This window comes from Blastococcus sp. OS1-29 (assembly GCF_057628075.1).
Map to the genome: position 1 here is coordinate 928,194 of NZ_JBXXJK010000001.1, position 26,958 is coordinate 955,151.

Sequence of the window (26,958 nt, forward strand, 5' to 3'; positions counted from 1 at the left end):
GGAGGCTCAGGGCGCCTCGGTCGAGAGCTGCGCGGCCAAGTACTGCGGCACCCCGACGCGTTCGATCGCGCCCAACTGCGCCTCGAACCAGTCGGCGTGCTTCTCCTCGTCGTGGACCATCTCCTCGAAGACGGCCGCGGTGCCGTGGTCGCCGAGGTCGTGGCACTCCTTGGCGCCGGCGTTGAACTGCGCGACGGCGGCCTTCTCGCTGTCGAGGGCGAGGGCCAGCATCTCCTCCGCGGTCTCGCCGACCCGGATGGCACCCAGGCGCTGCAGGTTGGGGTGGCCGTCGAACAGCAGGATGCGCTGGATGAGGTCGTCGGCGTCGCGCATCTCGTCGATCGACAGGTCGTAGAAGACCTTGCCGAGCTTGGGCAGACCCCATGCGTCGAGCATCCGGGCGTTGAGGAAGTACGTGTTGGTGACGGTCAGCTCGAACGTCAGTGCGTCGTTGAGCAGTTCGACGACTCGAGGGCTAACGGGCTGCACCAGCGACTCCCAGTTCGGGCTCGGCGACGAACTGGGCCGCACCGGCGGCGTCCCGCTCGGCTCGGACGGTGCAATGCTGGCACACCAGGTCGCGCAGCGTGGAGACGCAGTTCCCGCAGGAGCGGCCGGCCCCGGTCTGGCGCGCGACATCGGCCACGCAGCGGGCGCCGTTCGCGATCGACTCGAGGACGTCGCCGTCGGTGACGACGGCGCAGTGGCAGACGTACATGGAGCGGATGCCTCACCGGTAGCTGGACGGGGCCGCGTGCCGGGCGGACCACCGGCGGCACAGCGCGAGGTTAGCCTGACCTAAGTGATCACGCCAGTGTGGTCCGTGCCACTGTCGCCGACGTGACCCCGCCGGGCCTAGGTTCGGTCCATGGCTGATCTCGCGACCCGCGCCCGCACCCTGCTCGACCTGCACTCCGCTCCGGAGATCCTCGTCCTGACCAACGTCTGGGACGTCGTCTCGGCGCAGGTCGTGGCGGCCACCGACGGTGTCCGCGCGCTGGCCACGGCCAGCCACTCGATCGCCTCGACGTTCGGCTACGAGGACGGCGAGAACATCCCGCTCGAGCTGCACCTGGACATGGTCGGCCGGATCGTCGACGCGGTGGACCTGCCGGTGACCATGGACTTCGAGGCCGGCTACGGCGACGCGGGGGAGACCACCCGCCGCGCGATCGGGCGCGGCGTCGTCGGCGGCAACCTGGAGGACCAGATGAAGCCGCTCGACGAGGCGGTCGCGGCGGTCGAGGCGGTGCTCGCGGCCGGGCGGGACGCCGGCATCGACTTCGTGCTCAACGCGCGGACCGACGCCTTCATCCGGGCTCCGAAGGATGCCGACCGCGGTGAGCTGGTGCAGGAGGCGATCCGGCGCGGCCGGGCGTTCCTCGAGGCCGGCGCGCCCGTGGTGTTCGTGCCCGGCGTGGTCGCGGCCGAGGAGATCGGCGCCCTCGTCGAGGGGCTCGGCCGGCGGAAGCTCAGCGTGATCAGCGTGCCGGGGCGGTCTCTGCCGACCAGCGAGCTGGAGGCACTGGGGGTGGCCCGGGTGTCGACCGGGCCGTTCACGCAGCGGGTCGCACTGACCGCCCTGCAGGACGCGGTCGTGGCCGTCGTCGGTGGGGGCGCCCTGCCGGAAGGGACCCGCGCGCTGAATTGAGCCTCAGGCGGCGGCGCGCGCCACCTCGCGCCGCGGTGCGACGCCGATCGGGACGGTCGCCGGTGCCGGCGGCGCGGCGGCGTGGTCCTTGGCCGGCAGCAGGCGGTCGCGCAGCCGCAGGACGGGCTTCTCCACCGCGACGGTCGCCAGCACGCCGAGCGTGATCGCGGCGCCGTACTTCACGACCTGGGCGGCCGCCGTCGTCGACTCCGGACCGACGCCGGGGAGCAGATCGAGCGCGACTGCCGCCGCGAAGACGTGCCAGATGTAGATGCCGTAGGAGTAGCGGCCGAGCAGAGCCACGGGGACGGCAACCACGCGCGCGCGGGGCACCCAACGGGCCCGGTAGACCAGCAGCAGCAGGGCCGCCGCCGTCAGGTAGGCGACCGTGAAGCCGAGCGTGCTCCCGACCGGTCCCTCCTTGCCCACGGCCGCGAGGTGGACGACGCCGGCGCCGAACACCGCGAACAGCAGCCAACGGCGACCCCGCAGCGCCTCGAACCGCTCGGGCCAGTGCACGCAGACCAGCGCGAGGAGGACGCCGGCGGCCAGCGAGTCGACGCGGAAGTGGGTGCGCCACTGCAGGCGGGTGTCGCTAACGCCGTGGGCCGCACCCCAGACCCGCAGGGCGAGGCCGGCCACGAGGATGCCGATGAGGACGATCGCGAGCAGCCGCGGGGAGCCCTTCCGCCGGGCGAAGATCGGGAAGAGCACGGCCAGTGCGAGGTAGAAGTGCTCCTCGACCGCCAGTGACCACAGGTGCGTGAGCGAGGTGCCGGCGTAGTTCTGCAGGTGCAGGGCGTTCTGCCACAGATACGACGTCCACGGCTCCGGGCCGGCCAACAGCTGCACGGCGAGGAACACGTAGAGGACCGGCCACAGCTTGAGCAGGCGTCGGGCGGTGAACCGCCGGCCGTCGAAGCGGCCCGTCCGCGACTGCTCGGTGAGCACCAGCCGGCCGAGCAGGAAGCCGCTCAGCACGAAGAACAGGTCCACACCCGCCCAGCCGAACTGCCGGCCGGGCCAGGTCAGCGCATCGACCAGGCGGTTGCCGGTGGGCGTGCCGCTGAAGTGCCAGCCGAGCGCCAGCACGATGGCCAGGCCGCGGACGACGTCGAGGTCCAGGCGGCGTCCCTCGCGGGAGCGGCTGCCGCCGGATGTCGGTCGGATGGCGATCGCCGCAGCAGTCATCGAGCCCACGTTATGGATTCGTGACCCGTTGCCGGGCAGTCGAAACCCGTCTCCTGATCACGCTGCGTGATCGGCGCTGCTGGGCAGGCGGTGGTTGTGGGTCAGTTCACACGGGTCGGGCACCGGATGAGCAGTCACCCGTTCGGGGAGGTCGCCGCAGCCGGCCGGCGGCTGGACTCAAGGCGATGCCCCCTCCTGCCGATCACCCGGTCAGGTGATGGACGGTCGCTGCCGTCCACGCCCCGGTAGCCGTGAGGAGGAGAGGTCGTGGCCGAACAGTCCGTGCTCGTCGTGGAAGACACCGACGAGATCCGTGAGCTGGTCACCACGGTGCTGCGGCGGGCCGGTTTCGACGTCCGTGAGGCGACGTCCGGGGCCGCTGCCCTGGAGGAGGTCCGCCGGGATGCACCTGACCTCATCGTGCTCGACCTGGGACTGCCGGACGCCGACGGCACCGAGATCTGCCGTCAGATCCGCGCCGAGACCCAGTGCTACGTCCTGATGCTCACCGCCCGCGCCGAGGAGGTCGATCTGCTGATCGGCCTGGCCGTCGGCGCCGACGGGTACATGGCCAAGCCGTTCTCCCCGCGCGAGCTCGTGGCGCGGGTGCAGGCGATGCTGCGCTTCCCGCGGACGGCGCAGCCTGCCGAGGCCACCGCGCCCGCCGAGGAGACGGTCCGCCGCCTGGCCGAGCTCGAGGTGGACGAGGAGAGCCGCGAGGTGCGGGTGGACGGCGTCGTCGTCGACCTCACCCGAACCGAATTCGACCTGCTCGCGGCGCTGGCCTCCCGGCCCGGCCGGGTGCTGCAGCGCGAGACGCTGCTGCGTGAGGTCTGGCAGACCGACTGGGAGGGGAACCTCCGGCTGGTCGAGGCCCACATGTCCAACCTGCGTCGCAAGCTCGTCGCGGCCGGGCTGAACTCACCGGAGATCCGCACCGTGCGCGGGGTCGGCTACCGGCTCGTCGCCGCCTGAAAGACAGGTCTCAGGCGGTCAGGACGCTGCCCGAGTCGATCCGCGCGCACACCTCGATCAGCGCCACGAGCCGGGTCCGGGAGACCGTGCCCCGCCGGGCGTCGCGGGCGATGGAGTTGCTCAGGAACGCGACCTCGGGGTGCCCCAGCCGGTCGCTCACCGCGGCGAGGCTCTGGGCGGCCAGGGCGACGCCGCCGGCGTCCCCGGCCTGAGCGCTGATCGCTATCGCCGACAACCGGTGCGGCAGCGAGCTCAGGAACATCTCGTGCGTCTGCGGATACGACTCGTCGGTCGGGCGGTCGGCGGGCTCGCTCCGGACCGGTGGCGCGGCGACCGCCGGGGCCAGGCCCCGCATCACGTCCACGAACAGGCGCGGATCGACCGGCTTGGCCAGGCAGGCCAGCGCGCCGGCGGACGAGGAGAGTGCCCGGCACTGCTGGGTGCGCCGGGCCGCGACCACGAGGAAGCGGGCGGTGGACCCCTGCTCCCGCAGCCGCCGCATCAGGGTCGCGCCGTGGCCGTTGCGCATGACCATCTCGGTCACCACGAGGTCGGGTTCGATCAGCGCGGCCAGCCGGAGCGCGTCGTCGGTGCCGACCGCCTGGTGCACGCGCCACCCGCCCAGGTGCAGGAGGGTGATGACCCGGGCCCGGGCGGCGAAGGAGTCGTCGACCACGAGCGCGGTCGGGACCGACGGCGTCCCACCGGGTAGCCCGTCCTGCGGGTCGTGCTGCATGGCGGCCTCGGTCTCTGGTGGGGGAAAGTTCGGTCAGCCCGCGAAGGCGAGTGCCTGCAGCTCGACGACCCGCGCGTGGGCCATCACGCCCCGGCGGGCGTCGGCGGCGATGGCCCGGCAGATCGAGGCCACCTCCGGATGACCCAGCTGGCCGCTGGTGCCGGCGAGCGTGTGCGCCGCCGAGACGACCCCCGGGGCGTCGCCGGTCGTGGTGCTCCGCGCGATGGCCGAGAGCCGGGCCGGCAGGGCGCTGACGTACATCTCCTGGAGCCGGTCCATCAGCTCGGCGTCCAGGTCGTCGTCGTGCAGGTCGTCCACCTCGTGGACGGCCCGGAGTTCACCCTGCGCAGCCGGCCCCGTGGTCCGGCTGCGCAGGAAGTCGAGAAGGATGCCGGCCTCGACCGGCTTGGCGAGGCACGCCATGGCTCCGGCCGCGAGGGACTCGGCCCGGACGTCGTCCGTGGGGTCGGAGGTGACCACCAGGAAGCGGGCGCGCGAGCCGTTGCGGCGCATCCGGCGGAGCATGGCCGGACCGTGCTCGCCGGGCATCGACACGTCGGTGACGACGAGGTCGAAGTCGCCGACGACCGCCTGCCGGAGCGCTTCCACGGCGTTGGCGGCCTCGCGGACCTGCCATCCGCCGAGGCGCAGCAGACCGGCGACGCGGCGGCGCGCGTCGGGTTCGTCGTCGACGACCAGGGCGGTCAGCACGTGATGAACCCGGTCAGCGCGGAGCGGGCGGTCCAGCCGTAGCTGGTCAGCGTCGTCACGGACAGCCGCGGCTGGTACACGAGGTTGTCGGCATCCACCGTCTGGCTGGTGGACAGCGTGCCGGCCGCCGTCTGGGCCATCGGGTAGACGGTGCCGTCGGCGAGGTGGGCGTTGACGAGGTAGCCGTTGACGCCGCGGGTGCCACTGGCCGTCCAGGAGGCGGTCACGGTCAGGTTGGTGTTCTTCGTCGTGGTGGTCGTCGTGACCTCGTTCGGACCGGGGCCGGCCACCGTGCTCGAGGAGGTGCTCTGGACGTTCGTCGAGCTGGTCGCGGAGGTGGTGGTGGAGCTGTAGGCGGTCTGGATCTGCTCGCCGGTGCCGGGGTTGGTGTACACGGTCCGCTTGACGACGGTCGTCGTGGTGGTGCAGGAGTCGTTGACCGTCACGGTGGCCGGTGCCGCCACCGTGAGGGTGGGGACCGTCGTGGTGATCGTGACGGTGTCGCCGAAGGCGGCCGAGGCGGGGAGGCCGGCGCCGGCGATGACGGCGACGGTGAGGAGGAGCAGGGTCAGGCTGCGACGGATGGCGGTCATGACCGGGTTCTCCTCTCGTGTCGTGTGGTGGTGTGCGGGCGGGATCAGGCCGAGGCGGATGCGGACGAGTCGTCGTCCGCCCCGTTCTCGTCGTCCCGGGCGGGGCGCCAGATGGTGAGCAGGAGCCAGCCGACCAGGAGGGTCGGGGCACCGTAGAGCAGGACCTGGGCGACGATCGGGGCCCGCAGGGCCTCGATGACGTGTCCGAGGACCGGGACGACCCCACGCACCTGGTAGGCCGTGTCGCCGTTCAGCGTGGCCTTCCACGGGTCGGCCGCCGGGTTGGCGTCGCCCTTGGTGCGGACGGTCACGGTGCCGTCCGCCGTCCTCTCCACCGAGATGACCCGGTGGGTGACGAGGCTGTGGTCCTCGATCGGGCGGTGGTAGGTGATCACCATGCCCTCGCGGACCTCGGAGACCGCGATCGGCGTGACGATGGTGACGTCACCCGGGTTGATCTCCGGCGCCATGCTCCCGGTGAGCATGGTCATGGTGCGGTAGCCGAGCACGTGCGGGCCGACGGCCAGGAAGGCGAACGTCAGGACGGCGAGTCCGATGAGTCCTCGGACCAGCCACGGGGCCACGAGGCCCACGGTGCGGCGGGCCGTGCCGGCGAGGCCGGCGGCGGAGCTCTTGTCCCCGGCCGGGGGCAGCTGGTCGGCTGCCCCCGGCTCCCGGACAGGGAGGACTGCGGTCATGACGTGATCTCCGTCAGCTCGTGGAGCGTGGCTCAGCGGGCCGAGCCGGTGCGCTGGGTGCCCGTGAAGGTCAGGCTCAGCGCGGCGGACTTGCCCTGGAAGGTGTTGTCGGCCGACGTCGGCAGCGAGATCGCGAACGTCAGGTAGTCCGTGGCACCGGCGGTCAGCGACGCGGGGTTGCTGAGCGTCACGTTGTTGACGACGGGGCCCGACGCGATCAGGCGCTCGGTGCCGGAGCAGGTGTAGGTGGCCGCCGAGGCGGTGCCGGCCTGCGTCCACGGGACGGAGCAGGACTTGACGGCCAGCTGGAGGCCGTTGGTCAGGTCCGTGGTCAGGACGCTCGGGGTCGCGACGGTCGAGTTGAGGGTGACCGAGCCGAGGTCCGAGCTGCCCTTGTTGATCAGGTTGACGGCCCGGGTGAGCGAGTCGCCGGGCACGAAGTTGCTCGTGGTGGCCGGGACGGTGAAGCCCTGCTGGGTCACGTCGATGTCGACGGTGCCCGAGGCGATGGTGGAGGCGATCGGGGTGCTGCTGTCGGTGAAGGTACCGAAGGTGCCGAGGCCGGCGACGGCAGCGGCCGCACCGAGGACGCCGAGCGAGCCGACGACCTTGCGAGCGGTGGGGCTCGAGGCGATGTTCTTGGCGTTCATGACTGGTTCTCCCTGTGTCCGGTGTTCGTGTCACCGGGGGATCCGGCGACAGGGAGAACTCTCCGAGGCCAACCGCAGGCCACCCGCCAGCGATCCGCAAGGAATCCGCAAGGGATACGCGCAGAACCCTCGAATCGCGCTGTTTCCGACCGGACGGTCTGCGCTGACGCCCCCTTCTCGACGCGAGAAGTGGGCCTCGGCGCACACGCGTGAGGAACGGGAGGTGGGGCTCAGGCGCGGGGGAGGGTGAGCGTGAACGTCGTGCCCGCGCCCTCGGCGCTGAGCAGGTCGAGCGTGCCGCCGTGCGCGGTGGTGATGGCCTTGGTGATGGCCAGGCCCAGCCCCACACCGGGGACGGCGTTCTTCTGGGCGGTGGTGGCCCGGAAGAAGCGGGTGAACATCTTCCCCTGCTCGGTCGCGGGGATGCCGATGCCGGTGTCGCTGACCGCCAGCTGCGCCACCGGGACGGCGTCCGGGCAGGCCGCCGCCACGACCTCGCCGTCGGGGAGCCGCCAGGCCTCCCGCAGCGACAGCGTCACCCGGCCGCCGGCGGGCGTGAACTTGACCGCGTTGGAGACCAGGTTGTCGCAGGCCTGACCCAGCCGGACCGCGTCCCCGGGCACCACGAGTCCCTCGGCGGGCACCTCGACGAGCACGTCGACGCCGGCATTCGCGGCCGTCACGCGCACGGACTCCTCCGCGGCGCGCACCACGGTCGCAAGGTCGACGTCCGCCGGCGTCAGCGTGAAGCGGCCTGCGTCGACCTGCGCGGTGAACAGCAGGTCGCCGACGAGGCGGAGCAGCCGGTCGGCGTTCCGCTCGACGGTGGTCAGGTAGGAGCGCTGTTCGTCGGTGAGGGGCTGGTCGTCGTCCTCCAGGACGAGTTCCAGGTACCCCAGGATCGAGGTCAGCGGCGTGCGCAGCTCGTGGCTGATCAGGCTCACGAACTGGTCCTTCATGCGCTCGGTGGCGCGGGCCTCGGTCATGTCGGTGCCGACGAAGTTCCAGCCGGCGTGGTTGCCCTGGTCGTCGGTGCGCGGGGTGATGGCGACCGAGACGGTGCGCTGCTCGCCGCTCGCGGCCACGTAGGTCCAGTCGCGGACGTCGCTGCCGTGTTCCTGCGCGGCACGCACCAGCGCCGCGAGACCGGTCGCGGCGTCGCCGTCCTCGAGTTCCTCCGGCAGGTGGAACTCCAGGATCGACCGCTTCCGGACGACGTCCGGGCGCGGCAGGCCGAGCATCTTCTCCGCGCCGGGGTTCCAGACGCGGATGATGCCGTCGACGTCGGTGCCGATGATCGACTGCTCGGTGACGGCGTCGATCACGCTGGTCATCGTCTGGGCGCGCGCGGCCAGCATGCGCGTGGCCAGGTCGAGCTCGTCGGCGCGGGTCTGCACCTGGGCCAGCAACTGGTCCCGCTCGGCCTCGAGCCGCTCGATCCGGGCCCCCTGGCTCGCGATCCGGCGGGTGGTCTCGTTGACCCCGAGCCCGCCCAGGCCCACCGCGAGCGGCGCGAGCAGCAGAGCGGCCGTCGGGGAGGAGCCGCTGGTCCCCAGTCCCGGCACGGTCAGCAGGGCCGCGGTGCCGACCGTCGCGAGGACGACGCCGCGGCGGCCGGGGCCGGCGACCAGGGTCATGACCGGCGCGGCCGCCAGCAGGAGCACCGCGGGGGAGGCGGTGCCCGCCGTCATCAGCCCGACGGCGACCAGATGCACCAGCGGCACGACGACCGCCACGTCGCCGGTGATCGCCGGCCGCCCGGCGAGCCGGGAGAGCAGCGTGCCGACGAACGCGGCGGTGAGGCCGGCGAGCACGAGTTCGCCGTCGACCACGGGCAGTGCCCCGGTCGCGAGCAGGACGGCGGTCGCGCCGAACAGCAGGGCAGAGGTCAGCGACCGGTCGAGGACGGCCCGGCGGCCGGAGAGCCGGCGGCGAGGCGCACCGCGGCCGAGGACCGCGGTGCCGGCCTGCACGGCGGTCATGCCGGTTGCCTCGCCGTGAGCGCATGCACCTGGTGCACGAGCCCGGAGATCTGGAACGGCTTGGCCAGGTAGGCGTCGGCGCCGGCGGCGAGGCCCGCGGCGACGTCCTCCAGCGAGGCGCCCGCCGAGAGCAGCAGGATGCGGATGCCGGCGGTCGCCGGGTCGGCACGCAGGGCGGCGCACACCTCGAGGCCGGTCGCCCCGGGCATGGAGACGTCGAGGACGGCGAGATCGGGCAGTTCGGCCCGCGCAGCGGCGAGCGCGGCACCGCCGTCGGCGACCGACGAGACGACCGTGCAGCCGGCCTTGGCCACGGCGAGCGCGACGAGGGTGCGGATGTCGTCCTCGTCGTCGGCCACCAGCACGCGCACGCCAGTTCCGTCCACGAACAGGACAACGGCCTGTTCAGGCGGGCCCTGCAGGGTGCCGGGAGCGGCTCTCACCCCTCGGGGTGACCCGGACGGCGCTGCGCCCCGCCGGAGAACCGGCGGGGCGCAGCGGTGGAGCGGTCGGTCCGGGGACCCGGGGTGTCAGGACCCGGTCTGGCTCTGGACCCGCTGCTTGGACTGCTCGGCCTGGCCCTGCACGTCCTGCACCGCGGACTGGCCCTCGTCCTTGACGGTCGCGGCGGCGTCCTGGGCGGTGGACTTGACCGACTCGACGGCGTCCTGGGCGGCGGGCTTGAGCTGCTCGCCGATCTCCTGTGCTGCCTGCTTCGCGGGCTCGAGCAGGGCGTCCTTGTGCTCGCGGACGGCGCTCTCGGCCTGCTGGGCCAGCTGCTTCTCCTTCTCCGACGCCGGCAGCAGGCTCGAGACGAGCCAGCCGACGCCGAACGCGATCAGCCCGGCGGCCATGGGATTGCCCTGGGTCTGGCGGACGACGGCGTCCGGCGCGTTCTGGACGGCCTCGGCCGCCGACGACGCGGCGTCCTGCACCGATCCGGCGGCGTTGGACGCCATGCCGTGGGCCGACGCGGTCGTGTCCTGGGCGCTGCCCATGACCTTCTCCTTCAGGTTCGTCATACGGCCCTTCGCCGCGCTGACGCGACGGTCGACGACGCGGGCTGGGTTGACCTTCTCGTTGAGGGCGTCGACGTCGTAGCTGAGCTCGCGTCGGGTGTCCTCGATCTGCCGGCGGATGACTTCCGGGTCACTCGTGGTCATGTCTGTGGCTCCGATCGATGAAAGAGAGTCAGGGTCAGTTGGGCTTCAGGGCGCCGGGCACCTGCTGGAGGGTCTCCACGGTGCGCTCGGGCTTCGGGTTGACCTGCTGGAACTTCTTGCGGCCCAGCACGAAGGCCACGGCGCCGATGACGCCCCAGATCACCGCGACGATCAGCGCGGCGAGGCCGGCGTCCATGACGTTCTCCAGCGCCCACCAGAGGGCGATGGACAGGAAGAGCAGGACCATGTAGCCCGCGAAGCCGGCGGCGCCGAACATCCCGGCGCCCTGGCCCGCCTTCTTGGCCTCCACCTTGAGCTCGGCCTTGGCCAGCTCGAGCTCCTGGCGCATCAGCGTGGAGAGGTCCTTGCTCACCTCGCCGAGCAGCTGGCCGACCGAGGTGCCCTCGACGTCGGGGCGCCCGGCCTCGGTGGTCGGCGTCCCGATGCTGCCGCTGTAGTCGGCGGCGTAGTTCTGCTCGGGCGCGGCGGTCTGGCCGACCGTCGGGATGCTCTGCGTCGTGCCTGCGGATGTCGCGCCGGAGTAGGGGGTGCTCATGGGTCAGCCCACCCCACCCGGACGCCGGGCCGGGTCGTCCCAGCCGGCCGGGGCCGCCGGCGGGACGATGCTGCCCTCGGGCGGCACGGTGCCGTACGGCGGCGGGGGCAGCGGGGCGGAGCCTGCGGTGGAGTAGCTCGCGCTCGTGCCCGTGTAGGTGCTGGTGGTGTCGGCGTACGACGGCGTCGGGTCGACGTAGTTCGACGCCGGGTAGCCGGTGGTGCCGCTGGACGACGGCCCCGAGTCGCTGTGCGCGGCGGTGACGCCGCGGGTCAGGCGGCCGGCGAGCACACCGGCCGCCGCGGCGCCGAGGAGGAACAGACCCGGCTTGCGGCGGGCGAAGCTGCGCACCTCGTCGAGCAGCTCGGCCGGCTCGCGGTTCTGCAGCTTGCTGGCGAAGTTCTCGACCATGCCCGCGCCCTGCTGGAGCAGGTCACGCGCCGGGCCGGGGGCGCCGGAGCTGGTGCCGTCGGCGAGCCCACGCAGTTCCTGGGCCAGCGACGACAGGCTCTGGCCGGCCTTCTGCTGCTGGGTGATGGCCTGCTCGCGGACCTGGGTGCGGCCCTGGTCGAGCAGGTCCTTGGCCTGGCGCTGGGTCTCCTGCGCGACCTGCTTGGCCTGGTCGGCCGCGGTGGAGGCGACCTGGCTGCCCGCCTGCACGGCGGTGTCCTGCACCTTCTTGGCCTCGCCCTTCGCGACGTCGGTCGTCGACGGCGACTCGGTGGCCCCGGCGTTCGTGGTCATGGGGGCGGGGGGCGGGAACGGCGTATCGATGGAGTGAGTCATCGGTCCTCCTCGGCAAGGGTGTTTCGGGGATCGGGAAGGCGCTCCGGGGCCGCCGTCGACCCGGCGCATCCGTGCGCCGTAGGTGTGAGCGGGCCTGCGGTGATGACGCGGCGGCCGCCGCGTCGTGTCCCCGGCTTCTTCAGGGAGCGCCGCAGCGACCTGGTACCCCGGCCAAGCCAGGGTCGAAACAGGTTCGCCCCGGTCAGTCCGACCAGGGGAAGCAGGGAGGGCGCCGTTCGGCGAAGGCGGAGACGCCCTCGGCGAGCTCCCCGCTGGTGATCGTCTCGCGGTACCAGCCGCTCACCTCGGCCTCGCCGTCGGTACCCGCGACGAGGGCGGCGATCACCTGCTTGGTGGCGCGCTGGGACAGCGCCGAGCGGCTCGCCAGCACGTCGGCGAACCGGTCCACCTCGGCGGCGAGCTCCCCGGGCGGGACGAGCCGGTCGACCAGTCCTGCGCGCAGCGCCGTCGGGGCGTCGATCAGCTCCCCGCTGAACAGCAGGTACTTGGTCATGGCCGGCCCGACCAGGTCGATGAGGGCCTTCGTGGACGACGGCGTGTAGACGACGCCGACCTTCGCGGGCGTCACCCCGAACACCGCCGTCGGATCGGCGAACCGGAGGTCGCAGCAGGCGGCGAGCTCCACCCCGCCGCCGATGCAGTGGCCGCGGATCATCGCGACCGTCGGCTTCGGGAACTCCCGCAGCGCGGCCTGGGCGGCGAGGTTGTCCCGGCGGACGGCGGCCATGGGGTCGGCCGGGTCCGGGCCGCTCAGCAGGTCGGCGATGTCGGCGCCCGCGCAGAAGCTGGGGCCGGCGCCGGTCACGACCAGGACCCGGACGTCGTGGTCCCCGGCCAGCCCGTCGAGCACGCCCGGCAGGCCGGCCCACATGGCCGCGGTCATCGCGTTGCGCTTGTCGGGGCGGTCGATCGTCAGCCGGGCGATGTGCCCGTCCCGCGTGACGACGAGGTTCGGCTGCGCCGTCATCCCAGCCGTCATCCGAGGTCGTTCGTGCCGAAGGTGTCGCACTGGTTCGGGTCACCGCTCTGGTAGCCGGTGCTGAACCACTTCTCCCGCTGCGCCGAGGTGCCGTGCGTGAAGCTGTTCTGGTCGACCCGGCCGTTGCCCAGGTTCTTCTGGATGAAGTCGTCGCCGATCCGCGACGCCGCGTCCAGCGCCCGGTTCACGTCGTCCTGGGTGATCTCGGTGATCAGCGGCTGGCCGGATGCGTCCGGCACGGTCGTGGCGTGGTGGGCCCAGGTGCCGGCGTAGCAGTCGGCCTGCAGTTCGAGGCGCACGCTGCCGCTGGTCGGACCGGTGTCGCCCGGGGTGACCTGGTCGCTGGTGCCGAGGATGTCCTGCACGTGGTGGCCGTACTCGTGGGCGAGCACGTAGGCGTCGACGAATGCGCCACCCTGGGCGCCGAACTGCGACTTCAGCTGGTCGAAGAAGCTGAGGTCGACGTAGACCAGCCCGTCGCCCGGGCAGTAGAACGGCCCGGACCCGCTGGAGGCCGCGCCGCAGCTGGTCTGCGTCGAGCCGTTGAAGAACACGGTGTCGGTCTCGGTGTAGCGGCCGCCGAGCGCCTGACCCCAGTACTCCTGGATCGAGTCGATCTCCGCGACGACAGCGCACTCCTCCGACGCGTTGGCGTCCCCGACCTCCTGGCAGCGCTGGTCGAGCTGGCTGTTGTCGGCCTGCTCGCCGCTGCCGAGGCCCGCCAGGCCGCCGAAGCCCGAGCCCCCGGCCCCGCCCCCGCCTCCGCCGGCCAGCTGGAGGATCACGACGATGATCACCCCGACGAGCCCGAGGCCGCCGCCGCCGACGGCGATCCCGCGGCCACCGCCCATGCCCCGCCGGTCGCTGACCCCCGACGTGTCCAGCCGGCCGCCTTCGCGGAACCTCATCCTCGGAAGACCTCCTGATCGGGTTCGGACATCGTGAAGCGCACCTCGACCGAGCCGTGCACCTCCTGCCGGGCCGGCACGAGGTCCAGGTGCGGTTCGCCCTCGAACCGTGCCATCGAGGCCATGGCCCCCGCGACTCGGAACCCCCCGCCGCCCACGCCGGTGTCGCTCACCTCGACCAGCGCGGTGAGGCTCGCGCCGAAGGCGGCGGCGTACTGCCGGGCCCGGCGGACGGCGTCCTGTACGGCGGCCAGCCGGGCCTGCTCGACGGCACCGCTGTCGGGGCGCAGCGCCCAGTGGGGACCCGAGACCTCCACGTCGTCGAGCCGGCCGAGGGCGACCACCAGCTCCCCGACGGCGTCCAGCCGGCCCAGCGTCAGTCGGGTGTGCAGCGAGGCCACCGGCTCACCCGGAGCGCGGCGGTCGCGCACCTCCAGGTACACCGACACCCCGGTGGTCTCGCGGACCTCGACCGCGTCCCCGGCGGCGGCCACCACAGCGGCGACCTCGTCCTGGCGGGCGCTGCACCGCTCGAGTGCGGTCTCCCGGTCCCGTGCCCGGACCCGGACGGTGACGTCGACGTCGGCGATCTCGGGTTCGACCACCAGCACCGCCTCGCCGCGGACGGTCACCTGGGGCGCGGGCACGTTCGGGCTGCTCATGCGGGCAGTCTCGCGCACCCGCCGCGGGTCAGCGCCGCCGCCGGCGGGTGCCGAAGAGACCGCGGCTGATCTCGCGGCCCAGCGCGGAGGCCGCCGACCGGGTGAAGGCGCGGAAGGCCGACGACCCGAGGACCGCGCCGACGACCCCGCCGTCCTGCGGCTCCGGCGCCTTCCGCCCGCGGGCGGGAGCCGGCCGGGGCGGGGGAGCGGGGACGGGCTTCCGGTGCGCCGCGGGGGGCGGGGCGAGCCGGGCCGCGAGCCGCTCGTACGCGGAGTCCCGGTCGACCGGGGCGCCGTACTTCGTCTGGAGCGGGGACGCCGCCACGACGCCCGCGCGCACGGGCTCCTCGACGGCTCCCATCGACGACCGGGGTGCCCGCAGCAACGTCGCGGCCACCGGGGTCGGCGCGCCCCGCTCGGACAGCACGGTGACGGCGGCCTCACCGGTGCCGAGGCCGGTCAGCATCGCCTCGAGGTCGTAGTCGTCGCTCTTGGGGAACGTCCGCACGGTCTTGCGCAGCGCGTCGGCGTCCTCCGGCGTGAAGGTGCGCAGCGCGTGCTGCACCCGGTTGCCGAGCTGGCCGAGGACGGCGCTCGGGACGTCGGTGGGGTTCTGGGTCACGAAGAAGACGCCCACACCCTTGGACCGGATCAGCCGCACGGTCTGCGTGACCGCCTCGAGGAACGCCTTGCTGGCGCCGGTGAACAGCAGGTGGGCCTCGTCGAGGAAGAACACCAGCTTCGGCCGGTCGAGGTCACCAACTTCGGGGAGCTCCTCGAAGAGTTCGGCGAGCAGCCACATCAGGAAGGTGGAGAACAGCGCCGGTCGGTCCTGCACCGCCATGAGCTCGACCGCGCTGATGACGCCGCGGCCGTCGGCGGCCTGCCGCAGCAGGTCGGCCGGCTCCCAGGCAGGCTCGCCGAAGAAGACGTCGCCGCCGAGGTCCTCCAGTGCGATGAGCTCGCGGAGGATGACGCCCGCCGTGGCGGGGGAGAGGCCGCCGAGGCCCTTCAGGTCTGCCTTGCCCTCGTCGCTGGTCAGCCAGGTGAGCACGGCGCGCAGGTCCTTGAGGTCCAGCAGCGGTAGCCCGGCGCCGTCGGCGTAGTGGAAGACCAGGCCCAGCGAGCTCTCCTGCGTCTCGTTGAGGTCGAGGATCTTCGACAGGAGCACGGGGCCGAAGTCGGTGATGGTGGCCCGGACGGGCACTCCGGTTCCCAGCCCGCCGAGCGCGAGGTAGTCGACCGGGAAGCCGCTGGGCGCCCACTGGTCACCGGTGTCGGCCGCGCGGCGGGCGATGCGCTCGCCGGCCTCGCCCGGCCGCACCAGCCCGGCGAGGTCGCCCTTCAGGTCGGCCAGCACGACGGGGACGCCGGCACCCGACAGCTGCTCGGCGATCAGCTGCAGGGTCTTGGTCTTCCCCGTGCCGGTGGCGCCGGCGATGAGCCCGTGCCGGTTCAGCATCGACAGCGGGACCCGGACCCGGGCGTCGGGATGCGGACTGCCGCCCAGCACCACGGAGCCGAGCTCGATGGCCGGCCCGTCGGTCGCATAGCCCGTGGCGATCCGCGTCGCCGCGGCAGCCAGGTCGGGAGGGTCGCTCTGATCCGTCACGCCGGAACCGTAACGGTGGCCCGGGCCGCCCGACCTATTGTTCTCGACGACGACCGGACCGAGGAGGGCACAGATGGCGGTCTCCAACCGCGTCCGCGCGGCCCTCACCACCACCGTGCTGACCACCGCCGCCACCGGGTTCATGGCCGGCTGCGGCGTCGGCGGCGAGGAGGAACAGGTCGCGTACTGCACCGACCAGGACGGGAAGATCGTCGACGACTCGTACTGCGACGACGGCTACCACGGCCCCGGCGCAGGCTTGTTCTTCCTCTACCTGGGCGCGTTCGGCCGGGGTCTGCCGGTCGGCACCGTGCTGCCGTCGGGCGGCACCCGCGTCAGCCCGACGGACACCACCGCCCGGCGCAACGCGGGCCTGCCGAGCACCGGGAAGGTCAGCGCGGGCACCCGGGTGAGCGGGGGCATCGGCAGCGGGATCGGTCACCGCGCCGGCACCGGCGCCGGCAGCTGAGTTGCGCCGGATCGAGGGCGGCGTCGTCCGTCCGGGCTGGGACGCCGAGATCGAGGCGCAGGGACTGGTCTACAACCGCACCTCCCTGCCCGGCGGCGAGGTCCGCAGCTACTGGCGCGAAGGACCCTTCTACGACTTCTCGATGGCGGAGATACGACGGCTGGAGGGCGCGGCGGCGCAGCTGTTCGAGATGTGCGTGGCGGCCGGCGACCACGTGGTCGACAACGACCTGTTCGACCGGATGCGCATCCCGCCGATCGCCCGCCCCCAGATCCGCAGCACCTGGGCCAGCGAGCCACCGAGCGTCTACGGCCGGTTCGACCTGCGGTACGACGGCGAGGGTCCACCGAAGCTGCTGGAGTTCAACGCCGACACCCCGACCGGCCTGGTCGAGTCCGCCGTCACCCAGTGGAACTGGCACCTGTTCACCGGGCAGGGCACCGACCAGTGGAACGCCCTGCACGACACGCTCGTCGCCGCCTGGCAGCGCAACCTGCTCAAGTGGGAGCGGCGCACCGGCGTGCGCCCGCGGGTGCACCTGGCCTGGACCAGCGAGGAGTCCTCCGGTGAGGACCGGATGACCGTCGCCTACCTGATGGACACCGTGGTGCAGGCCGGGTACGAGGCGATCGAGCTGATCGTCGAGGACATCGTGCTCGACGACGGCGACGGCCGGTTCTACGACCAGCAGGGCCGTCACCTCGACGTCGTCTTCAAGCTCTATCCCTGGGAGTGGCTGATCGAGGACGAGTTCGGTCCGGCCGTGCTCGCCGACGGCGCGCGCCCCGGCGGGACGACGTGGGTGGAGCCGGCCTACAAGATGCTGTGGAGCACCAAGGCCCTGCTGCCGGTGCTGTGGCAGCTGTTCGGCAGCGACCCTGTGCTCGGCCGGTACCTGCTGCCGGCCTACTTCGCCGACGAGATGCCGTCGTCCTGGCGGGACTACGTGCGCAAGCCGATCTGGGGGCGGGAGGGCGCCAACGTGGCGATCGTCCGCGGCGGGATGGTGGCCGAGGAGCAGCCCGGTCGCTACGGCACCGAGGGGTTCGTCGTCCAGGAGCTGGCACCGCTGCCCGACTTCGCGGGTGTCGACGGGCCGCACCATCCGGTGCTCGGCGTCTGGATGGTGGACGGCGAGCCGGCGGGCATGGGCATCCGCGAGAGCGACGGCCTGATCACCGACAACCTCAGCTACTTCGTGCCGCACACGATCGACTTCGCGGCTCCCCGTGCCGGACGGCGGCCGGCGTCCTAGGTTCGGTGCATGCCGCTCGAAGGGAAGTACGAACCGAGTCCGCAGCAGTGGGTCCGCGACCAGGTGGAGCTGTACGAGCGCACCGGCGGCGCGGAGGGCAACACCCTGCGCGACCGCGGCCTGCCCGTCGTCATCTTCAGCACCCGCGGGGCGAAGAGCGGCAAGGTCCGCAAGCAACCGCTGATGAAGGTGGAGCACGACGGCGCGTACCTGATGGTGGGCTCCCAGGGCGGCGCTCCCTCGGACCCGGCCTGGGTCTCCAACCTGCGGAAGGCGCCCGACCAGGTCACGGTGCAGGACGGGCCGGAACCCTGGGACGGCGTCGCCCGCGAGCTGACCGGCGAGGAGAAGGCGCAGTGGTGGGAGCGGGCCGTCGCCGCGTTCCCCGACTACGCCGACTACCAGAAGAAGACCGACCGCGAGATCCCGGTCTTCCTGGTCGAGCGCCGCGGCTAACCTGAGCGCGCCAGCGACTGCTCCAGCTCGGCTGCGTCCTCGTGGACGCTGGCGTGCGGCTGCGGCATGAGGACCAGCGCGATCATCGACACGACGGCGCAGCCGACGATGTACCAGGAGATCCAGGTCGAGGATCCGGTGCGCGCCAGGATCGCGGTCGCGATGAGCGGCGCGGGACCGCCGGCGATCACCGAGGCGAGCTGGTAGCCCAGCCCTGCCCCGCTGTAGCGCACGCCGGTGCCGAAGGTCTCCGAGATCAGCGCCGCCTGCGGGCCGTACATGATGTCGTGCAGGATCAGCGACACCACGATGCCGAGCAGGATCAGGCCGCTCTCCTTGGAGTTCAGCAGCCCGTAGTACGGGAACGCGAAGACGCCGACCAGCACGATGCCGGCCCCGTAGACGATCCGTCGGCCGAGCAGGTCGGAGAGGAAGCCGAAGAACGGCACGCTGACGAACCCGATCGCGGCCGCGATCAACGTGTCGTTGAGCAGGTCGTTGCGGTTCAGCCCGAGGTGTTTCTCGCCGTAGGCGAGCACGAACGTGATGAACAGGTAGAAGGGGGCCTGCTCGGCCATCCGGACAAAGGCGGACGTGAGGACCGCCCGCGGCTGGGTGCGGAGCACCTCCAGCACCGGAGCCTTGACGACGGCCTTCTCCTTGCGCAGCCGGGCGAAGGTGGGCGTCTCCAGGATGGCCAGCCGCACGTAGAAGCCGATCGCGACCAGGACGATGCTGATCAGGAACGGGATCCGCCAGCCCCAGCTCTCGAAGGAGTGCTCGCTCGTCGATCCCGACACGATCCGCACCGCGAGGGTGGACAGCAGCAGCCCGATCGGCACACCCAGCTGGGGCAGGCTCGCCATGAACCCGCGTCGCTTGTTCGAGCCCCACTCCATCGACATGAGGATCGAGCCGCCCCACTCGCCGCCGACCCCGATGCCCTGGACGATGCGCAGGACGACGAGCAGGATCGGCGCCCACACGCCGATGGTGGCGTAGCCGGGCAGCAAGCCCATGAGCACGGTCGCCGCGCCCATGAGGCTCAAGGTGGCGATCAGCGCCGCCTTGCGGCCGATGCGGTCGCCGTAGTGGCCGAAGATGGCCGCGCCGACCGGCCGGGCGGCGAATCCGACGAACTGTGTCGCGAACGCCTCCAGCGTGCCGGCGAGATGCGACGACCCGGGAAAGAAGACGGCCGGGAAGACCAGCGCCGCCGCTGTCCCGTAGAGGAAGAAGTCGTACCACTCGATCGTCGTCCCGATGGTGCTGGCGACCGAGGCCTTGATCCGCTGCGAGCGGACCGTCGTGGATACGTCGGTGGTCATCCTGACTCCCCAACCGCGCCGCCACCCGTTCGCCGGGCGGTCACCTGCGCGGACTGCTGTTCCCTATGCCTCCGAACGCGACTCCTCAAACGAGTGCAGTGGACGTGACAACCGATCGCCTCGGTCCCGCGTCTGAGGGGTGGTCGGTGTCCGCGGGTGGGCTGGGCGAGGGGTGGCAGATCATGCTGGTCGCGCTCGGAGCGGGAGAGGCGGGTGGCGTGGACCAGCAGGTCGCGGTCGGTGCGGAGTGGGACGACGCCCTGGTCGACCTCTACCGCGTCCAGCGCCTGCCGCTGCTGCGCCTGGCGGTGCTGCTCACCGACGACCGGGCCACGGCCGAGGACGTCGTCCAGGACGCGTTCCTCGCGCTGCAGCGCCGGTGGCACGCGGTCGATCCCGCGGCCGCGGCGGGCTATCTGCGGACGTCGGTGCTCAACGGGGTGCGCAGCCTCCATCGGCGCCGCGTCGTCGCCCGCCGGCACCTGCACGCGGTGCGCGCCGAGGACGTGCCGCCGGCCGACCTCGCCCTGCTGCTCACCGAGGACCAGCGGGAGGTGGTCGCGGCACTGCGCACCCTGCCTCGCCGCCAACGGGAGGTCCTCGTGCTCCGCTACTGGTCCGAGCTCAGCGAGGCCGAGATCGCCGACGCACTCGGCGTGGCCCGCGGCACCGTGAAGTCGAGCGCATCGCGGGCTCTGGCGTCGCTGCAGAAGTCGTTGGGAGACCGCCGTGTCCGATGACCTGGAACGAAGGCTCCGGGAGTCGCTGCGCGCGTACGCCGACGTGGTCGACCCGCCCGACGACGACGCACTGCCGACCCCGCCCGCGGCCGCGCGACCGGTGGTGCGGCGGTGGCGGGGCGCCGTCCTCGCGGCGGCCGCCGTGGCAGCGGTCGTGACCGGCGCCCTGGTGGTCGTCGACCTCCGCGACACGGGCTCCGACACGACGGCGCAGTCCTCGGTCGCGGCCGCGGACGACGGCCGCGGGGCGGCGGCGGAGAGCGCGAGTGGCACCGCGTCGGACCAGGCCCTGTCGGCTCCGGCCGACGGCTCCGCCCTGGCCGGCGCGGCGCAGCCGGGCGCCGGCGTCCCCGTCGACCTGTACACCCGCTGCGGGGTGCTCGGGATCGACATCGGCGGGGTCTGGTTCGCCGCGGACCCGCCGCTGGTCGCGGCCGGTGGCAACCCGCCGACCGGCTGGGGCAACCCCGATCAGCCCGGCACGGTCACGATGTCGTCCGCGACCGAGGCCGTGTTCCGCGACGACCTGGGCCACCAGGTCCGGCTGCACGCCGACGAGTCCGCCCGCCCGCCGCTCTGCCGGTGACTAGGGCAGCCGGGCCGCTGCATCGACGATGTCCGCCTCCACCGACGCCGGTAACGAGGTGAACGGGGTGGAGGTGACGGTCCGCTTCGCCCCGCGGCCGGTCCACTGCCAGGTGCCGACCACCTGCCCGCCGAGGACGACGGTCGGCCGGAACATGCCGTTGTTGCCCGGGACGATGCGGTCGGCGAACTCCGGCGCGAGGATCGTCGACCGGTCGCGGTAGCCGAGCACGAACTCGTCGAAGCCGGGCAGCAGGACGACGGCCTCGGCCTCGTCGCGGCAGGCCGCCAGGCGGTCGGGTGTCGCCGGGTCCATCAGGTGCTCGACCCCGTCGACGTCCAGGGTGGCGAGGTGCGGGCGGGCGGTCGCCAGCCCCGCGCGGACGTCGCGCAGCGGCAGCCCGGCCCAGCGTGCGAGGTCGGGCACGGTCGCCGGGCCGTGCCCGACGAAGAACCGCAGCGCGAGCTCCCCGAGGGCCTCGTCGCGCGTCCGCGCGCGGGCCGCCGGCACCCACTCGTCGATCAGCACGAACACTTGCTCGCCCGCGCCGTCCGTGGGCCCCAGGCACAGCGTTCCGGTGCGGGCGAGGTAGCCGAGCAGGTGGTAGCCGCGCTGCCCGGTGGTGGCGACGCCGCCCTCGTCGATGGCCGTGAGCAGGTCGGCCCGCCGCATCCGGCCGCCGCCCACCAGCGCCGAGGAGACCAGCTCCCGCGCCCGCTCGGCCTCGGATTCGGTCAGGCCGAGCTGCGCCCAGCGGGCCGTCAGCGGCGTCAGCGCGCGGGAGGCGAGCAGCTCGAGCATCCAGCGCAGGTCGTCGGCGGCCAGCAGGTGCAGGGTGCCCCGCATGGGCCAGCTGCGGACGATCTCGCCGTCGTCCAGGGCGACCTCGACGTCCTTCCGCCGGCGGGCCGCCGTGCGCAGCGCGACCGACGTGACCGCGCCCGGGAAGTCCTGCGCCTGCACGGCCCCGAGCCGGCGGACCGCCTCGATCGGGCTCGCCGCCCCGGGCCCGGCGAGCCACTGGGCGGCCAGCCGCAGCAGGGCGACCTCCCGCTGCGATGTCATGAGCCCACCGTGGCAGGCGGGTACGACAGACTCCACCTCATGCGGGCGCAGGAGTGGGACGAGCGGTACGCCGCGCAGCAGCAGTGGTCGGCCGAGCCGAACGCCCTGATCGCCGAGCTGCTGTCCGGCCTGCCCGCCGGCGACGCCGTCGACCTCGCGGCGGGGGAGGGCCGGCACGCGCTCTGGCTGGCCGGGCTCGGCTGGCACGTCACCGCCGTCGACTTCTCCGACGCGGGCCTCGGGCGCGGTCGAGCGCAGCCCGGCGCCGACCGGGTCACCTGGGTGACCGCCGACGTGACCACGTGGACCGCGGAGCCGGGGTCCCTCGACCTGGTGCTCGTCGCCTACCTGCACCTGCTCGAGGAGGACACCACGGCGCTGTTCCGGCGGGCGGTCGGGTGGCTCCGGCCGGGCGGCCGGCTGCTCGTCCTCGGGCACGACGTCGACAACCTCACAGCCGGGGTCGGCGGCCCCCAGGAGGCGGCGATCCTGCACAGCGTCGACCGGCTGGCACCGGTGGCCGAACTGCTCGAGGTCGACCGGCTGGAGCAGGTCCGGCGGGTGACCCCGGCCGGCACCGCGCTGGACACCCTGCTGTGGGGCCGCAGACGGGGTTGAGCTGCCGGATTCCGGCGGTAGCCTCCCGCCCATGAGTCGACTCGAGCGGGAACGACGCACACGCATGGTCGCGACGGTCATCGTCTTCGCGATGGTGCTCGCGGTGGGTGCGACGCTGCTGTCGATCCTCCTGAACTGAGGATTGCGGGATGACCGACGCCGCCGAGGTCTGGTTCGCCGCCGCGGGCGACCGCGCGGAGGAGTTGCGGCGCGTTGACGACCTCGTGATGGCGGCCGCGCCGGGGATCGACCGGCAGCTGGTGCGCATGGGCACGGGCGCCATGCTCGGGTACGGGCTGATGCCCTACCGGCCGCGGTCGGCGAAGGAGACGACGACGTGGCCGCTGATCGCGCTCGCCGCGCAGAAGCGGCACCTGTCCCTGTACGTGTGCGCGGTCGTCGACGGCGCCTACCTCCCCGAGCAGCGTGCCGACCGACTCGGGAAGGTGTCCTGCGGCAAGAGCTGCATCCGGTTCACCTCGCTGGACCGGGTCGACACGGACGAGCTGGCCGCGCTGGTCCGCGACGCGGTCGAGGCGACGGCGACCGGCGCGAACGCGTACGCGTACGCCGCGACCTGAGTCAGCCGGTGCTCCGGGCGCGCAGGAGCAGCTCGATCACCTCGTCGTCCCGGGTCGGGCGGAAGTCGTCGTAGAACTGGCCCACTGCCGAGAAGTTGCGCGGGCACTGCAGGCACACCACCTCGTCCGCCTCCGACGTCAGACTCCGCGCGCTCTCGCGCGAACACACCGGTGCCGCCAGCACCACTCGGACCGCACCCTGAGCCCGCGCCACCGAGCAGGCGGCGCGGGCGGTCGAGCCGGTGGCGACCCCGTCGTCGACGAGCAGCGCGACCCGGCCGGTGAGCGGCAGGGGCGGCCGGCCACCCCGGAAACGCTGCACGCGATCGTCGACCTCGTCGAGCTCCCGCCGGGCGGCCCGCCCGAACTCCTCGCGCGGGACGGCCGCCAGCCGCAGCACCCGCTCGTCGGCCACCTCGACGCCGCCCTCGCCGACGGCGCCCATCGCCAGCTCGCGCTGGCCCGGCACCCCGACCTTGCGGACGACGATCACGTCGAGCGGCGCACCCAGCGCCGCGGCCACCTCCGCGGCCACCGGGACGCCACCACGGGGCAGTCCCAGCACGACCACGTCGGGGGCGCGCAGCGGCGCCAGGCGCTCGGCCAGCCGGCGCCCGGCGTCCCTCCGGTCACGGAACCGCACGGGGGGATGGTCGTCCCCCGACGGCCGCTCCGACAGGTGCCGGTCGACCGCGGATGTGGGCGACACGCCGCCGTCGCCGTCCTCCGGGGACCTTGGTCCCTGGCCCGGAACTGTTCCGTCCCCGATCGTCTGTGTCTACCGAGACCACAGTTGCTGCTGCGGCGGCACGCGCACCGAAGGACCGTCCATGGCGTTGGCAGTTCTGCCCTCCGTCCCCGACACCTCCGTCCGTTCCGCCGCCACCCGCCTCGCCCAGGAGTTCCCGCAGCTCAGTTCCCGATCCATCGTCCTGGTGGTGCGCACCTGCCGCGAGGAGCTGCGTGGGTCGCCGAACGACGCGCTGCCGGAGCTGGTCGAGCGGCTGGCCCGTCAGCGGCTGCGGGTCTCCCTGGGCTGACCGCCCGCGGAACCCGGTTGCCCCGTCCCGGAGGATGGGGGCGTGGGTTACGTGGACGTGAGCGGGGTCCGGCACACCCTTCCCGACGGCCGGGTGCTCCTCGACGATGTCGCCTTCCGCATCGGCGAGGGTGCCCGGGCCGCGTTGGTCGGGGAGAACGGAGCGGGCAAGACGACGCTGCTGCGCATCATCTCCGGCGACCTCGTCCCGGAGGCGGGAGCGGTCGCCCGCACGGGCGGGCTCGGCGTCATGCGCCAGTTCATCGGCTCGGTCCGCGACGACACCACCGTGCAACGCTTCCTCGTCGACCTGTCGCCGCCCGCCGTCCGCGAGGCGTGGGACGCGATGGAGGCCGCGGAGCTCTCGCTGATGGAGACCGACGACGAACGAGGGCAGATGGCCTACGCCCACGCGCTCTCGCACTGGGGCGACGTCGGCGGCTACGACGCCGAGGTCACCTGGGACACCGTCACGGTGGCCGCCCTGGGCGTCCCCTACGACGGCTGCAAGTACCGGGAGCTGTCGAGCCTGTCCGGCGGTGAGCAGAAGCGGCTCGCGCTCGAGGCGCTGTTGCGCGGGCCGGACGAGGTGCTGCTGCTCGACGAGCCGGACAACTACCTCGACGTCCCGGGCAAGCGCTGGCTCGAGGAACGTCTGCTCGACACCCGGAAGACCGTCCTGTTCGTCAGCCACGACCGGGAGCTGCTCGCCCGCGTGGCGGACCGTGTCGTGACGGTCGAGGGCGGCTCCGCGTGGGTGCACGGCGGTGGGTTCGTCAGCTACCACGAGGCCCGGGCGGCGCGGCACGACCGGATGGCCGAGGTGCGGCGCCGGTGGGACGAGGAGCACCAGCGGCTGATCGATCTCGTGCGCACCCTGCAGCAGCAGGCGGCCAACTCACCCGACATGGCCAACCGCTATCACGCGATGCAGACCCGGCTGGCCAAGTTCGAGGCCGCCGGGCCGCCGCCGGAGCGGCCGCCCGAGCAGAAGGTGGCCATGCGGCTGCGCGGCGGGCGCACCGGCGTGCGGGCGGTGACCGTGGAGCAGCTGGAGCTGACCGGGCTGATGAAGCCGTTCGACGCCGAGATCTTCTACGGCGACCGCGTCGGGGTGCTGGGCGCCAACGGGGCGGGCAAGTCCCACTTCCTGCGGCTGCTCGCCGGCCAGCACGTCGCGCACACCGGCGAGTGCCGGCTGGGGGCCCGCGTCGTCCCCGGGTTCTTCGCGCAGACGCACGCCCATCCCGAGTGGCAGGACCGGACGCCGGTCGACCTGCTCTGGCACGGCGAACCGGGCCGGCCGGGGGTCGACCGCGGCCGGGCGATGGCCGCGCTGCGCCGCTACGGGCTGGCCGATCAGGGTGACCAGTTGTTCCGCACGCTGTCCGGCGGGCAGCAGGCGCGGTTCCAGATCCTGCTGCTGGAGCTCTCCGGGTCGACGTTGCTGCTGCTCGACGAGCCCACCGACAACCTCGACGTGCTGTCGGCGGAGTCGCTGGAGGAGGCCCTCGGCGCGTTCGACGGAACCGTCCTCGCCGTCACCCACGACCGGTGGTTCGCCCGCTCGTTCGACCGGTTCCTGGTGTTCGGCGCTGACGGGAACGTCTACGAGTCCGCGGAGCCGGTGTTCGACGAGACGCGGGTCCAGCGCGCTCGCTAACCCCAGGCCCTGCCCTCGCCGCGGTAGGTTGGCCACGCCCCGGTCAGCCGCTCGCCGGTCAGCGTGTGCAGCTCGTTCACGTGCTCGCAGAGCTCGCCGGCCTTCGCGTGTCGGAACCACACGCGGTCGCCGACCCGCAGCGCCGCCGTCCCGGGGCCGCGCAGCGGGGTCTGCACCTCACCGGCGCCCTCCGTGCCGAGCCACGAGAGCCCGGCCGGGTAGGTCGGCACGGGCAGCCGGTCCTTGCCCGGCGGCCCCGAGGCGCTCCATCCGCCGCCGGCGACGGTGACCACACCGGGCGCGGGGACCCGCGTGACCGGCACGGCGAACAGCGCCGCCGGCCGTGCCGCGAACGCCCGGTAGCCGTCGAACAGCACCGGGCAGAACAACCCCGACCCGGCCGCGACCTCCGTGACGGCGTCCTCGGCCGCGGTCCGTTCGACGCTGCCCGTGCCGCCACCGTTGACGAACTCCAGCGGTGCCACCGCGGAGACGGCGGCGACGACCTCCGCCCGTCGGCCGGCCAGCTCGCGCGCCGAGAGGCGCTGCATCCTGCGGACGGCGAGCCCGCGCAGCGGCCGGCCGGCGGGGGAGTCCTGCACCCCGGCGATCTGCGCCTCGTAGGCCATCAGCCCCACCAGCGCGAAGCCGCGCCGCTCGGCCACCCGGCGCGCGAGCTCGGCCGCATCGGTGGGCGAGTGCACCGGCGAACGGCGCACTCCCACGTGGACGAGGCCTCCGACCGAGCGGAGGGACGCGTCGACGTCCAGGCAGACCCGCAACCGCGGCCGCTGGTCGACCGGGACGACGGAGTCGACGAGGTCGAGCTGCTCCACCGAGTCCACCATCAGCGTCACCCGGGCCGCCGCGGCCGGGTCGGCGGCGAGGCGCCGCAGGGCCGAGCGGTCCGCCGAGGGATAGCCCACGACCACGTCGGTGCTGACCGGGTCGTCGCCGCCGCACAGCCAGAGGGCCTCCGGGAGCGAGTAGGCGAGGACGCCGCCGAAGCCCGGGCGGGCCAGCACGCGGCGGAGCACACTGCGGTTGCGGACCGACTTGCTGGCCACCCGCACCGGCTTGCCCGACGCCCGGCGCACCAGATCGGCGGCGTTGGCGTCGAGCGCGTCGAGGTCGAGGACGGCGAGCGGTGGGTCGAGGTCGGCGGTCGCCTCGTCCAGCCGGGCCCGGGCGCGCTCGCTCAGTGGGTCGGGGACGGGCTCGGGGAGGCTCATCGCCGGGAAGCGTGCCCGTCACGCGACCGGCGGGTCAACCCGGCACAACCGT

General features: G+C 73.2%; 32 protein-coding genes. 11 read left to right on the forward strand and 21 right to left on the reverse strand.

Going from position 1 to position 26,958, the window contains the following annotated elements:
• Positions 1–6: 6 nt before the first annotated feature.
• Both bfr and AC2H4J_RS04590 read right to left on the reverse strand, forming a co-directional pair.
• The gene (gene bfr / locus AC2H4J_RS04585; RefSeq protein WP_487463642.1) at positions 7–489 is read right to left on the reverse strand and encodes a bacterioferritin; all 483 of its coding nucleotides are present in this window, start codon (positions 487–489) and stop codon (positions 7–9) included.
• A complete protein-coding gene (locus AC2H4J_RS04590) occupies positions 476–718 on the reverse strand; it encodes a (2Fe-2S)-binding protein (protein WP_487463643.1) in 243 nt (80 codons plus the stop codon). The genes bfr and AC2H4J_RS04590 overlap by 14 nt, the downstream gene beginning before the upstream one ends.
• A gap of 150 nt (positions 719–868) precedes the next feature.
• Here AC2H4J_RS04590 and AC2H4J_RS04595 point away from each other — a divergent pair, with 150 nt between their 5' ends.
• On the forward strand, positions 869–1,651 hold the full coding sequence (locus AC2H4J_RS04595; protein ID WP_487463644.1) for an isocitrate lyase/PEP mutase family protein: 783 nt from the start codon (positions 869–871) through the stop codon (positions 1,649–1,651).
• 3 nt (positions 1,652–1,654) lie between these two features.
• Here the strand turns inward: AC2H4J_RS04595 and AC2H4J_RS04600 are convergent, their stop codons facing one another.
• Positions 1,655–2,842, reverse strand: a complete 1,188-nt coding sequence (locus AC2H4J_RS04600; protein WP_487463645.1) for an acyltransferase family protein — start codon at positions 2,840–2,842, stop codon at positions 1,655–1,657.
• Positions 2,843–3,109: 267 nt separating this feature from the next.
• On the opposite strand from AC2H4J_RS04600, the gene AC2H4J_RS04605 reads away from it, so the two are divergent.
• Positions 3,110–3,817 carry a response regulator gene (locus tag AC2H4J_RS04605; protein WP_487463646.1) on the forward strand — a complete coding sequence of 236 codons (708 nt, stop codon included), beginning with the start codon at positions 3,110–3,112 and terminating at the stop codon, positions 3,815–3,817.
• Positions 3,818–3,827: 10 nt separating this feature from the next.
• Here the strand turns inward: AC2H4J_RS04605 and AC2H4J_RS04610 are convergent, their stop codons facing one another.
• The 14 genes from AC2H4J_RS04610 to AC2H4J_RS04675 all read right to left on the reverse strand — a co-directional run bounded on the left by AC2H4J_RS04610 (position 3,828) and on the right by AC2H4J_RS04675 (position 15,874).
• A complete protein-coding gene (locus AC2H4J_RS04610) occupies positions 3,828–4,553 on the reverse strand; it encodes a response regulator transcription factor (protein WP_487463647.1) in 726 nt (241 codons plus the stop codon).
• A gap of 33 nt (positions 4,554–4,586) precedes the next feature.
• The gene (locus AC2H4J_RS04615) at positions 4,587–5,264 is read right to left on the reverse strand and encodes a response regulator (RefSeq protein WP_487463648.1); all 678 of its coding nucleotides are present in this window, start codon (positions 5,262–5,264) and stop codon (positions 4,587–4,589) included.
• The gene (locus AC2H4J_RS04620; protein WP_487463649.1) at positions 5,258–5,857 is read right to left on the reverse strand and encodes a hypothetical protein; all 600 of its coding nucleotides are present in this window, start codon (positions 5,855–5,857) and stop codon (positions 5,258–5,260) included. Before AC2H4J_RS04620 ends, AC2H4J_RS04615 begins: the two co-directional genes overlap by 7 nt.
• Before the next feature lie 44 nt (positions 5,858–5,901).
• On the reverse strand, positions 5,902–6,555 hold the full coding sequence (locus AC2H4J_RS04625; RefSeq protein WP_487463650.1) for a signal peptidase I: 654 nt from the start codon (positions 6,553–6,555) through the stop codon (positions 5,902–5,904).
• 32 nt (positions 6,556–6,587) lie between these two features.
• Entirely contained in the window at positions 6,588–7,205 is a 618-nt protein-coding gene (locus AC2H4J_RS04630; protein ID WP_487463651.1) for a TasA family protein, read from the reverse strand.
• 230 nt (positions 7,206–7,435) lie between these two features.
• Positions 7,436–9,187 (reverse strand): sensor histidine kinase, encoded by a 1,752-nt coding sequence (locus AC2H4J_RS04635; protein WP_487463652.1) that lies wholly within the window; start codon positions 9,185–9,187, stop codon positions 7,436–7,438.
• Positions 9,184–9,558 carry a response regulator transcription factor gene (locus AC2H4J_RS04640; RefSeq protein WP_487463653.1) on the reverse strand — a complete coding sequence of 125 codons (375 nt, stop codon included), beginning with the start codon at positions 9,556–9,558 and terminating at the stop codon, positions 9,184–9,186. The genes AC2H4J_RS04635 and AC2H4J_RS04640 overlap by 4 nt, the downstream gene beginning before the upstream one ends.
• 159 nt (positions 9,559–9,717) lie before the next feature.
• Entirely contained in the window at positions 9,718–10,350 is a 633-nt protein-coding gene (locus AC2H4J_RS04645) for a DUF3618 domain-containing protein (RefSeq protein ID WP_487463654.1), read from the reverse strand.
• A gap of 34 nt (positions 10,351–10,384) precedes the next feature.
• Entirely contained in the window at positions 10,385–10,906 is a 522-nt protein-coding gene (locus AC2H4J_RS04650; RefSeq protein WP_487463655.1) for a phage holin family protein, read from the reverse strand.
• Positions 10,907–10,909: 3 nt separating this feature from the next.
• On the reverse strand, positions 10,910–11,692 hold the full coding sequence (locus AC2H4J_RS04655) for a hypothetical protein (protein WP_487463656.1): 783 nt from the start codon (positions 11,690–11,692) through the stop codon (positions 10,910–10,912).
• Between the two features lie 202 nt (positions 11,693–11,894).
• Positions 11,895–12,692 (reverse strand): enoyl-CoA hydratase/isomerase family protein, encoded by a 798-nt coding sequence (locus AC2H4J_RS04660; protein WP_487463657.1) that lies wholly within the window; start codon positions 12,690–12,692, stop codon positions 11,895–11,897.
• Positions 12,689–13,600 carry a KPN_02809 family neutral zinc metallopeptidase gene (gene ypfJ / locus AC2H4J_RS04665; protein WP_487463658.1) on the reverse strand — a complete coding sequence of 304 codons (912 nt, stop codon included), beginning with the start codon at positions 13,598–13,600 and terminating at the stop codon, positions 12,689–12,691. Before ypfJ ends, AC2H4J_RS04660 begins: the two co-directional genes overlap by 4 nt.
• Positions 13,597–14,262 (reverse strand): SIMPL domain-containing protein, encoded by a 666-nt coding sequence (locus tag AC2H4J_RS04670; protein ID WP_487463659.1) that lies wholly within the window; start codon positions 14,260–14,262, stop codon positions 13,597–13,599. Before AC2H4J_RS04670 ends, ypfJ begins: the two co-directional genes overlap by 4 nt.
• 28 nt (positions 14,263–14,290) lie before the next feature.
• Entirely contained in the window at positions 14,291–15,874 is a 1,584-nt protein-coding gene (locus AC2H4J_RS04675; protein ID WP_487463660.1) for a helicase HerA-like domain-containing protein, read from the reverse strand.
• A gap of 73 nt (positions 15,875–15,947) precedes the next feature.
• Here AC2H4J_RS04675 and AC2H4J_RS04680 point away from each other — a divergent pair, with 73 nt between their 5' ends.
• From AC2H4J_RS04680 to AC2H4J_RS04690, 3 genes are read left to right on the forward strand one after another with little or no spacing between them, the layout of a single operon-like run.
• A complete protein-coding gene (locus tag AC2H4J_RS04680) occupies positions 15,948–16,343 on the forward strand; it encodes a hypothetical protein (protein WP_487463661.1) in 396 nt (131 codons plus the stop codon).
• A 1-nt stretch (position 16,344) separates the two neighbouring features.
• Positions 16,345–17,598 (forward strand): glutathionylspermidine synthase family protein, encoded by a 1,254-nt coding sequence (locus tag AC2H4J_RS04685; RefSeq protein WP_487463662.1) that lies wholly within the window; start codon positions 16,345–16,347, stop codon positions 17,596–17,598.
• 9 nt (positions 17,599–17,607) lie between these two features.
• Positions 17,608–18,054 (forward strand): nitroreductase family deazaflavin-dependent oxidoreductase, encoded by a 447-nt coding sequence (locus AC2H4J_RS04690; RefSeq protein WP_487463663.1) that lies wholly within the window; start codon positions 17,608–17,610, stop codon positions 18,052–18,054.
• On the opposite strand, the gene AC2H4J_RS04695 is transcribed toward AC2H4J_RS04690, so the two are convergent.
• Positions 18,051–19,382, reverse strand: coding sequence for an MFS transporter (locus tag AC2H4J_RS04695; protein WP_487463664.1), 1,332 nt, complete (start codon positions 19,380–19,382; stop codon positions 18,051–18,053). The genes AC2H4J_RS04690 and AC2H4J_RS04695 overlap by 4 nt on opposite strands.
• Positions 19,383–19,528: 146 nt before the next feature.
• Between AC2H4J_RS04695 and AC2H4J_RS04700 the strand changes: the two genes are divergently transcribed.
• Together AC2H4J_RS04700 and AC2H4J_RS04705 are read left to right on the forward strand one after the other, a co-directional pair.
• Positions 19,529–20,122 carry an RNA polymerase sigma factor gene (locus tag AC2H4J_RS04700; RefSeq protein ID WP_487463665.1) on the forward strand — a complete coding sequence of 198 codons (594 nt, stop codon included), beginning with the start codon at positions 19,529–19,531 and terminating at the stop codon, positions 20,120–20,122.
• On the forward strand, positions 20,112–20,708 hold the full coding sequence (locus tag AC2H4J_RS04705) for a hypothetical protein (protein ID WP_487463666.1): 597 nt from the start codon (positions 20,112–20,114) through the stop codon (positions 20,706–20,708). The genes AC2H4J_RS04700 and AC2H4J_RS04705 overlap by 11 nt, the downstream gene beginning before the upstream one ends.
• Here AC2H4J_RS04705 and AC2H4J_RS04710 read toward each other — a convergent pair whose 3' ends face one another.
• Entirely contained in the window at positions 20,709–21,773 is a 1,065-nt protein-coding gene (locus tag AC2H4J_RS04710; RefSeq protein ID WP_487463667.1) for a winged helix DNA-binding domain-containing protein, read from the reverse strand.
• A 39-nt stretch (positions 21,774–21,812) separates the two neighbouring features.
• On the opposite strand from AC2H4J_RS04710, the gene AC2H4J_RS04715 reads away from it, so the two are divergent.
• Positions 21,813–22,391 carry a class I SAM-dependent methyltransferase gene (locus AC2H4J_RS04715; protein ID WP_487463668.1) on the forward strand — a complete coding sequence of 193 codons (579 nt, stop codon included), beginning with the start codon at positions 21,813–21,815 and terminating at the stop codon, positions 22,389–22,391.
• Positions 22,392–22,540: 149 nt separating this feature from the next.
• Entirely contained in the window at positions 22,541–22,972 is a 432-nt protein-coding gene (locus tag AC2H4J_RS04720; protein WP_487463669.1) for a DUF1801 domain-containing protein, read from the forward strand.
• Between the two features lies 1 nt (position 22,973).
• Here AC2H4J_RS04720 and AC2H4J_RS04725 read toward each other — a convergent pair whose 3' ends face one another.
• Entirely contained in the window at positions 22,974–23,615 is a 642-nt protein-coding gene (locus AC2H4J_RS04725) for a phosphoribosyltransferase (protein ID WP_487463670.1), read from the reverse strand.
• Between the two features lie 187 nt (positions 23,616–23,802).
• Between AC2H4J_RS04725 and AC2H4J_RS04730 the strand changes: the two genes are divergently transcribed.
• On the forward strand, positions 23,803–24,012 hold the full coding sequence (locus AC2H4J_RS04730; protein ID WP_487463671.1) for a three-helix bundle dimerization domain-containing protein: 210 nt from the start codon (positions 23,803–23,805) through the stop codon (positions 24,010–24,012).
• Between the two features lie 42 nt (positions 24,013–24,054).
• Positions 24,055–25,674 carry an ABC-F family ATP-binding cassette domain-containing protein gene (locus AC2H4J_RS04735; protein WP_487463672.1) on the forward strand — a complete coding sequence of 540 codons (1,620 nt, stop codon included), beginning with the start codon at positions 24,055–24,057 and terminating at the stop codon, positions 25,672–25,674.
• Here the strand turns inward: AC2H4J_RS04735 and AC2H4J_RS04740 are convergent.
• Positions 25,671–26,906 (reverse strand): amino acid deaminase/aldolase, encoded by a 1,236-nt coding sequence (locus AC2H4J_RS04740; RefSeq protein ID WP_487463673.1) that lies wholly within the window; start codon positions 26,904–26,906, stop codon positions 25,671–25,673. The two genes, AC2H4J_RS04735 and AC2H4J_RS04740, sit on opposite strands and share 4 nt — an antisense overlap.
• Between the last annotated feature and the right edge of the window lie 52 nt (positions 26,907–26,958).